The sequence below is a fragment of the Pseudoalteromonas sp. J010 genome (assembly GCF_003934235.1).
In the GTDB taxonomy this organism is placed as follows: Bacteria; Pseudomonadota; Gammaproteobacteria; order Enterobacterales; family Alteromonadaceae; genus Pseudoalteromonas; species Pseudoalteromonas peptidolytica.
Map to the genome: position 1 here is coordinate 102,716 of NZ_RDBW01000013.1, position 8,818 is coordinate 111,533.

11 protein-coding genes are annotated in these 8,818 nt (G+C 42.2%); 4 read left to right on the forward strand and 7 right to left on the reverse strand.

Annotated features, from left to right (window positions below):
* Positions 1–93: 93 nt before the first annotated feature.
* The 6 genes from flgE to EAG18_RS09105 form a co-directional block, all read right to left on the reverse strand.
* Positions 94–1,494, reverse strand: coding sequence for a flagellar hook protein FlgE (gene flgE / locus EAG18_RS09075; protein ID WP_125252068.1), 1,401 nt, complete (start codon positions 1,492–1,494; stop codon positions 94–96).
* A gap of 41 nt (positions 1,495–1,535) precedes the next feature.
* On the reverse strand, positions 1,536–2,216 hold the full coding sequence (locus EAG18_RS09080) for a flagellar hook assembly protein FlgD (protein ID WP_125252069.1): 681 nt from the start codon (positions 2,214–2,216) through the stop codon (positions 1,536–1,538).
* A 16-nt stretch (positions 2,217–2,232) separates the two neighbouring features.
* A complete protein-coding gene (gene flgC, locus EAG18_RS09085; RefSeq protein WP_125252070.1) occupies positions 2,233–2,664 on the reverse strand; it encodes a flagellar basal body rod protein FlgC in 432 nt (143 codons plus the stop codon).
* 2 nt (positions 2,665–2,666) lie between these two features.
* Entirely contained in the window at positions 2,667–3,077 is a 411-nt protein-coding gene (gene flgB / locus EAG18_RS09090) for a flagellar basal body rod protein FlgB (RefSeq protein ID WP_125252071.1), read from the reverse strand.
* Positions 3,078–3,747: 670 nt separating this feature from the next.
* Complete coding sequence (locus EAG18_RS09100) at positions 3,748–4,581, reverse strand: protein-glutamate O-methyltransferase CheR (protein WP_125252072.1); 834 nt, start codon at positions 4,579–4,581, stop codon at positions 3,748–3,750.
* A 15-nt stretch (positions 4,582–4,596) separates the two neighbouring features.
* Positions 4,597–5,529 (reverse strand): chemotaxis protein CheV, encoded by a 933-nt coding sequence (locus tag EAG18_RS09105; RefSeq protein WP_125252073.1) that lies wholly within the window; start codon positions 5,527–5,529, stop codon positions 4,597–4,599.
* 140 nt (positions 5,530–5,669) lie between these two features.
* On the opposite strand from EAG18_RS09105, the gene flgA reads away from it, so the two are divergent.
* From flgA to EAG18_RS09120, 3 genes are all read left to right on the forward strand, one after another.
* Positions 5,670–6,377, forward strand: coding sequence for a flagellar basal body P-ring formation chaperone FlgA (flgA, locus tag EAG18_RS09110; protein WP_125252074.1), 708 nt, complete (start codon positions 5,670–5,672; stop codon positions 6,375–6,377).
* A gap of 72 nt (positions 6,378–6,449) precedes the next feature.
* On the forward strand, positions 6,450–6,773 hold the full coding sequence (gene flgM / locus EAG18_RS09115) for a flagellar biosynthesis anti-sigma factor FlgM (RefSeq protein ID WP_125252075.1): 324 nt from the start codon (positions 6,450–6,452) through the stop codon (positions 6,771–6,773).
* Positions 6,766–7,194 (forward strand): flagellar protein FlgN, encoded by a 429-nt coding sequence (locus tag EAG18_RS09120; RefSeq protein ID WP_125252076.1) that lies wholly within the window; start codon positions 6,766–6,768, stop codon positions 7,192–7,194. Before flgM ends, EAG18_RS09120 begins: the two co-directional genes overlap by 8 nt.
* 356 nt (positions 7,195–7,550) lie before the next feature.
* On the opposite strand, the gene EAG18_RS09125 is transcribed toward EAG18_RS09120, so the two are convergent.
* Positions 7,551–8,027, reverse strand: coding sequence for an LPP20 family lipoprotein (locus tag EAG18_RS09125; RefSeq protein WP_125252077.1), 477 nt, complete (start codon positions 8,025–8,027; stop codon positions 7,551–7,553).
* 192 nt (positions 8,028–8,219) lie between these two features.
* Here EAG18_RS09125 and EAG18_RS09130 point away from each other — a divergent pair.
* Positions 8,220–8,818, forward strand: a 599-nt coding sequence (locus EAG18_RS09130; protein WP_185745579.1) for a flagellar assembly protein T N-terminal domain-containing protein, incomplete at its 3' end; no start/stop codon positions are given.

Here is an 8,818-nt window from a genome sequence, read left to right on the forward strand (position 1 = left end):
TAAGCAATGCAAGCTCAATGCCAAAATGGCGAGGGGTTTTTGACGGGAATAAAAAAGGCTGCTTGAGAAGCAGCCTTTGGAGGGCATAATATATTATCGTATCTGTAATATATTCTGTTGTAATGTTGAATTAACTTCGAGTGCTCGCGAGTTAGCCTGGAAATTACGTTGTGCGCTTATCAAGTCAACCAGCTCATTAGTTAAGTTTACGTTTGACTGCTCTAAGGCTGAAGAGCTAATACTGCCTAAAGTACCAGTGTTAGGTTCCCCTGCCAGTGGTTCACCAGAGGATAGACTCTTCTTCCATTCAGTATTGCCTATCGCTTGTAGGCCTTGTGAATTTGGAAAACGTACTAATGCAACTTGACCTAAATAAGTGGAGTCGCCATTAGTGTAAGATGCTACCACCTTACCATCAGAACCAATATCAATTCCCGCCAAACGCCCAACAGTGGCACCATCTTGCTCCAATGCTTTTACTTCAAACCGACCTGACGAGTATTGAGTCGGCAGCTTTTGCGCCGTGTTTGCTTCATCACGCCAGTTTACAACAATATCATTGGGGAAAGTCGCACCGTTATCAAGCAAATTTGACATACCAATTGTCGGATCCGTTGCGTCTTGCGGACCTACTAGATTGAGCGGGTTAAAAGTCGTTCCGGTATTATTATTAAAAACTAGCGGTGTTGCTGATGGGTCAGCAGCAGTCTGTGATGGAATACCACTGGCATCAAAGCGAAATACACTGACAGGCGTATACGGAATAGGCGGTGTTGCCGTCGGGTCAATCTGCCTTGCGTTATGGTTAAACGGTTTGTCGTCTAACGTTGCATAGGTCGCCCATTCATTGTCAGCTGTTTTTCTGAAAAATAACTGTAGTGTATGAGACTCACCAAGTGAATCATATACTGTAATAGCCGTTCTGGAGTTATACGACGCGCGTTGCTCTGGGTCAAACGCAATCGTCGGAGGCTGAACCGTCGCGTCAAGGTTGAACGACGTATAAATCTGAGATGTGGCACGAGGCGAGCCTGACGCGTCTGGGATTTGCACTGGTGACGTGGTACTTAAGCTCAATGATGTGGTATCACCTGTTGAGGGGTCAACAGGGAAACCCTGTAAATAGTCACCTTTGGCGTTTACAATAAAGTTGTCTTTATTGAGTTTAAACGCGCCAGCTCTAGAATACGTGAAGTCCTGTGACTGCAATGAGTTTGACATGGCAAAATAGCCTTCACCCTCAATCGCCAAATCAAGTGAATTCTGTGTAAATTTTAGTGAGCCTTGGTGAAATTGCTGCGCGACCATAGTGGTTTGCACACCATCACCATTTTTAGTTTTACCTGAACTAAAAACGGACGAAGCGTAGACATCGGCAAATTCTGCTCGAGACTCTTTAAAGCCTGTCGTGTTTACGTTAGCGATGTTATTTGCTGTTACATCCAARTCTTTTTGCGCGGCCGCAATACCTGTCAATGCTATGTTAAAACTCATACTCTCACCTCTAATTTCTTAAGGTTAATTCTCTAAAACTATTATGCTATTTCAGCAATGTCAGTTAAGCGCACCGCGCCTTCTTTCGTGTTAATAACGATGCCATTTGCACCATTAACATTCACACTATCTATATTTCTGAATGTCGCTGATGGAAGTGTTTGGTACTCGCCTTCAATCATTCCTTCAGCTTTGATGGTGTACTCACCCGGAGGCATTGTTTCACCGTCTTTATTTTTACCGTCCCACGTAAACCTGACTGCACCGGCGCTTTGCTCACCAAACTCTAATGTATTCACCAGGGCACCAGCTTCGTCATAAATTCCTACGGATAAATTCTGTACTGGCTCTTGCACGATAACAGAGCCTTTTGATAAGGAATCTCCACCATGCTCTAATGTCGTAGACTCCAGCAACGCCTTTTTACCAATTAATGTTGATGCTTGTAGTGCCGAGTTTGAAGTCATAGATGCAGCTAACGAGTCAAAGTTCTCATTTAGCTTCGAAATCCCCTCAGCCATTGTAAAACTCGTCATTTGCGCAATCATCTGGTCGTTATCAGCAGGTTTACTCGGATCCTGAAAGGACAGCTGTTGAGTAAGTAGCGAGAAAAAGTCCTCTTGCGACAACTCATCCCTGGGCTTTTGCTCCTCGGCCTGCTTTTGCCTGTCCCAGTAGAGTGAATCTACACCCGTTGATGTGGCATTTACGTTATTACTCATCAGCTGTTACTCCCAATTAGCGCTGGCCTAGTTGCAGCGTTTTTGTCAGCATCTGTTTTGCTGCATCTGCAACTTGTACATTGGTTTGATATGAACGGGACGCTGAAATCATATTTGCCATCTCTTCCACCACATTCACATTCGGTTTATAAATGTAGCCATTTGCATCTGCACTGGGGTGATTGGGGTTATACTCCACTTGAAGTGGCTTATCACTCTCAACTACACCCAGCACTTTAACTCCTACAGATGAACCGGCAGCATTGCTTTGAGACGCTGCGGCCTTGGTAAGTTCAGCGGCAAAAACGGGATGTCTAGCTCGATATACTTTATCTTGGCTAGAGCTAACGGAGTTTGCATTAGATATATTACTCGCGGTCGTATTCAGGCGCACATTTTGTGCACTCATGCCAGAACCTGCTATATCAAAAACGTTATATAAACTCATCGTTATGCCCCTTGACTACCTAGAGCTTTTTTAAGCCCTTTGAACTTACCAGATAGGAACTGCATACTGGCTTGGTACTCTAATGCGTTTTGTACATACAAGTTTCGTTCCACCTGTATATCAACTGAGTTACCATCACCTGTATCTGCTTGATTTGGCGAACGATATAGCTCAGATGAATTACTCATTTTAGTACCACCACTTAGGTGCTTGGCATCTGTTCTGACCATATCATTGCCGCTTCTTTGCGATGACTTTGCCGCTTTCAAGGCACTCGCAAAATCGATATCTTTCGCTTTATATCCTGGAGTATCTGCATTTGCGATATTGCTTGCTAAAATTTCAGCACGTTGAGAACGAAGTAGCATGGTGTGCTGATGTACACCCAACGCTTTATCGAAACTGATTGCCATTATCTCACTCCAAAAATTTGACTCATCAGATAAAAGCAATATTTAGGCCAATTAGAAAATAATTTTTAGTTCTTATAATTCAATAAGATAAGAGTATACAGATAGCATTTAATATTCTCTGCATCAGTTTACACAGTACAATATAGGGAATTTTTATCAGCATTAAAGGAATGACTTTCACGATTGTGACAATCTCAAGAGGATACCTATATGAATTAAATAACGGCAGAGCGTTTAAAGTAACTTGGCGGAGTGGTACTGGTTTGTATAATGCTGACTCAATTTGAAGGAGTGAACCTGATGCGAACTGCGTTAAAAATGCCTTATTTAGGCCAACTCAATAGTGAAATTTTTGCCTGCCTACAGAGCGTAGTTACCTCAGCGGAAGCAGGGTTATTGACAAGATTTTCTCGCCTCAAAATAGACCACTTAATTAAGGTACTTGGTATTAGGGATCACAGCGGCTGGATAATAAGTTATTATTCCGAGCTCAAATTGGTTAAGTGGATTAATATTATCAGTAAGAATTTAGAGTCTAAAAATAGCTCACTAGATGAAAGAGGCTGTTACAGTTAGTGAAGTTGTTGTCAAAGTTTAAGGCACCTGCTGGGTACAGCGTTTTTGTACCGCAATAAATCAACAGGCAAGCTTCCCTGCTGCCATTATTGTGTTAAGTTTTCTTCTGATAAATGATACCAGGATTACACCTGATCATGTTGAAGTCATCGCTTAACCCGGCCATTGACTCTGAGGCTCCCAAAAACAAATACCCTTTTGGATTAAGTGATTGCGCAAACTGCGAAATTATTTTGGCCTTCACCTCAGGTGCAAAGTAAATCAGCACGTTGCGACAGAATATCACATCAAACTTTCCCATCAGCGCATAAGAATCAAGTAGGTTCAAATGCCTAAAGCTCACCATTTTGCGGATTGGCTCAACCACCTTTGCCATGCCATTACCACTATCAGTGAAAAATTTCTTCCTGCGCTCTGGGGATAAGCCTCTGGCTAGTGCAAGTGCATCATATTCTGCGTTCTTGCACATATCTAACATAGTGTTAGATATGTCAGTGCCTACAATTTGTACACCCATTTTCAGCGAGCCTGGGCTCTTGCTTGTATATTCATTCGCCGACATCGCTATCGAATACGGTTCCTGTCCTGACGAACTGGCAGCAGACCAAATCTTTACCGGTCGCCTTAAGTCTTTAAACTCTGGCAAAATTTTGGTTTTGATTAACTCAAATGGGTAAGTGTCGCGGAACCAAAGCGTTTCATTTGTGGTCATTGCATCAACCACGGCGGCACGCAGTTGCCGCTCATGTGGACTAAGCGTTTTAGCCACTAAAGATGAAAGCGTTTCCACACCGAAACGAGCCATAAGAGGGGCTAACCTACTTTTAACCAAGTATAACTTATTGTCACCCAGCACAATACCGCACTGTTGTTCCAAAAAAGTTCTAAATTGATCGTACTCTTTTTGCTCTAAATGCTTATTTTCCAAGTGCTACCACCAGCTTTAATCACAGTGAACCCATTTTTTAACCGCTGCTGCCAACTCATCAGGGTTAAACTTTGCAATAAAATCATCAGCGCCGACTTTTTCTATCATCGCTTGATTAAATACACCACTCAATGAAGTATGAAGTATTACATGCAATGGCGCTAATTTCGGATCCGCTTTTATTTCTGCTGTTAATGTATAGCCGTCCATTTCAGGCATTTCAACATCAGAAATTAATAATCCAACGCGTTCAGTGACATTATTTTGACAGTCTACTTCTGCTATCTCTCGTAATCTGATTAACGCCTCCTTACCATTTTTAGCCAGCTCGGTTTGAACACCCAGAGGCTCAAGCGCACGTTTTACCTGATTACGAGCAACAGCTGAGTCGTCAGCAATGAATACTATACGTTCACCAAGATCTTTTTGCATCTCACCATCAGATACAATATCGGCACTCACTTCTGTATTGATTGGACAGATCTCATTGAGAATCTTTTCTACATCTAAAATTTCAACTAATTCATTTTCAATTTCAGTTACCGCTGTCAGGTAGGAATAACGGCCTGCACCAGACGGTGGCGGCATTATTTTTTCCCAGTTCATGTTGACGATACGCTCGACAGCGCTAACTAAAAAGCCCTGAACGGAGCGGTTGTACTCAGCAATAACAATAAAACAATTGCGAATATCCTGAATAGGTGGCCCACCTACTGCAAGTGACATGTCTATCACAGAAATAGTTTGACCACGAATATGGGCTACCCCCCTGATGAGAGGGTTTGACTTTGGCATACTCGTGAGTGCTGGGCATTGCAGCACTTCCCGGACTTTAAACACATTGATGCCGAAGCGTTGTCGACCTTGAAGCCGAAAAAGTAATAGCTCGAGACGGTTTTGACCAACCAGTTGTGTTCGTTGGTTAACCGAGTCTAAAATACCTGCCATTTCAATCTCCTACTGTATAAACCGCTAATCGGAACGATCTTTGCTTCGACTCTGATATGGTTTACCACCCTTGATTAGGTGCAGTTATTAAAGCAGAATCTTTATACCTTGTTTCACCCCATAAGCATAGTCGAAACATCATGAGTTTGTTAAAAAAAACCCGTTACATTCAATTTTTTTGTTTGTTCGCTCATTTTATAAGCATAGGATATGGCCACTGTCAGCAATATGACAACAAAGCCTTGGAACAAACTGCTGTCGATTTTGTTGCTCCACAGGTAGAACTTGACCCTGATAGCCAACTATCAATATTTGCTATACCACTTGACTCAAGAATCCCCACTAGAGTGTGTCAAGCACCACTGGTACACAGCACAGCAGCGACACCACCATTTAATACCCAAGTTACTGTTCAAATAAAATGTGATGATTTACAAGGGTGGACACAGTATGTACATGTGCGCATTGAACATTTGTTTCCAGTGTTAGTTAGCGCGACCATGCTAGAAAAAGGTAGAGTGATAACGGAAGATGACATTAAAGTCGAAATGCAGCCTAAACGGTTTCGTCGAGTTTCATATATAGAAGATCGAACCTTATTAATTGGTAGTCGCAGTAAAAGAAACATCCGTGAAGGGCAGGCATTTACACAGTCACATATCTGTATGGTTTGCAAAGGCGACAATGTTACTATTTTTGCCAAATCAGGGGGGCTTGTTATTAAAACTCAAGGTGAGGCAATGCAAGATGGTAACAGGGGTGAACTAATTACTGTGAAAAATATTCGCTCAGGCAAAACCTTACGTGCTAGAGTAATAGAAGTGGAAACAGTAGAGGTGAATTTATGAAAAATTTGCTAAAGTAATACTGTTTCGCGCCGATATTATGGCTGAGAGTATAATATTATTGGGTCTATAATCATGGTCAATCAAGTTAACGGTCAAAACCAGTCCTCCACCGTTGCAAACAACGTTAAACAGCAAAAAGCTGAATTGCAACGAAATGAGGCCAGTGCTACAGCGGCTAAAGCGCCCGCTACCCCAAAAGCTGCGGCAGATTCCGTCAGTCTAACACCACAAGCACAGCAGTTAAAAACAGTGAATGAAAAGGCACAGCAGTCTTCAGGCTTCGATGACAAGAAAGTCGAAGAGCTGAAAAAAGCGATCGCTGAAGGCAAATACCAAGTTGATGCCGAAAAACTGGCGAAGAACATAGCTGCATTTGAGTTTGAAATATATGGATGATTTGGTTCGGCTTTGCCACCACAAACTTTCTGAACAAATTGTAACGCTAGAAGCGATGACCCAGCTTCTGGCGCGCGAGCTTGATGAACTAGCCTCTCGCCGTGGCGACCACCTCAAAGAGGTTGCACGGGAAAAACTCTCTTATATATCTAAACTTCAAAAGCTCGATAAGGAGCTAGCGCAGACAGACCCTAAAGTATTTCAGCACGCTGAGATAGTGCCCTTGGTAAGTAAAGTACGCGCGTTACTTGCCGAATGTCAGACCAAAAATGAAGTTAACGCCAAAACAGCTCATCAAGCCAACGTCAGCACAAGAGAGCTAAAGAGTATTTTAATTGGTGCACCAACATCCGTCACTTATGGTCAAGATGGCAACGTCAAGAGCAGTGATGGTGAACTGGTAAGGAACCTTAAAGCTTAATTGGTATTTTTTACCTAAACACGCCTTATGCTCTAATTTAACGTCGCCCCGCTCCTATAAACAGTGGCACGCCGTATTATTAGAACCTTGTCCATGTTCTAATAAAAACAGTAAAGCACTTGGCGATAGGTAGTTAACCCGAACTTCAAACAATTAACTCGTTTCTAGCGGCTTGTTTTAGCGCTAGCTGTACGCTGAGTTCACTTCCAATAGCCAGCGATTGGTGCGTAAATTTATACCAACTTTCTTAATAAAATGCTCTATTTTGAGGTTAGAAAATATTAAGTTGTGCGTTAGCAGTAACGAGTTAGAACATCCCTTATCCAAACCTCAGGATAGTTACACGCAAATTTATGCTATTTGAAGCTATACGACACTTTTTTAATCTTTTGCGGCTTAACTTGCGTGATGTATAGATCATACACCCGCTTCATATCCAGCTCGAGTTCGGTAGCGTATGTATCTCCCACTGCGTAACTCTTCAGCACTTTTGCCCCTCTCACTAACCCATTTACTTGGCTTTTTAAGCCATCGTTTTGTGCTATGGCACCTTTGACAGTCGTAGTTGATGTTAACTTTTGACCGTACAACTGTTCGGCAAGCTCTCGATATGCTTCTAGCTTTGAAACTTTAATCGCCATTAACTGTTTTTCACCAGCAGTATTTCCAGGCTGGGCACTTAACGGCGCATACCCAACAGCACGTAGCACTGGGAAAATATCAGGCTGGACTGTCTCATATTCAATATGCTTATCGATCATGCTTGAACAACCGCCAAGCAAAACCAGAGCACAAACCATAATCCAAGCATTATTAGGACTGATGATACGCATTTTGCTTCTCTCCACTATGTATCGATGTGCTACTACTGCCCTGATACAATTCTTATTACCATCTGCTAGCATGGTAATAGTAGCAATCATTGATATGAATAATTCACTGATAAGTATTATGCACGAATCCTGCCACAATTTGGCATAGGTATTGCTGTTGTAATAAGTAGTCTTAACACTGAGTATCTGAGTATGAAAACGCAATTCGCACTGAGCCTTTCATTTATATGTATGGTATTCCACATTCCATCTCACGCAGAATGGTTTGAGGTGACTGGGGTGGCTGATATAAAAAATGGCGACCATCAGAAAGCAAAAAAGCAGGCTGTTAATGATGCCATCACCCAAGCACTACTTTTTTCTGGTGCAACCGTAAGCAGTGTGCAAACCGTCACCGACGGTGTGCTTACGCAAGATCAGTTGAAAATCCGCGCTAATGGCGAAATTCAGGGTGCTGATGTAATTGCAGAATCAAGAGTGGGTGATGCTTGGCAAGTAACACTACATATCGATATCACCCCACAACAAAGTCAATGCTCTACCAGTGCATACAATAAGCAAATTGCAATAACACAAAGTCAACTCAAAAATAAGCATCAAGCTACTTTGGGTCAAATTTTTGACGTTAACAAGATTGTCAGCGAGCGCCTTTATCATACCCTGTCAGATCAAAATCAAAGCGTTGAACCGGTGCCCTATTTTGCTCAAAAAATAGATGTAAATCGGTTTTTTAGTCAACGATTCGATTACAACGAGCAGTTAATCGAAACAGTAACAGCAAACACAAATAG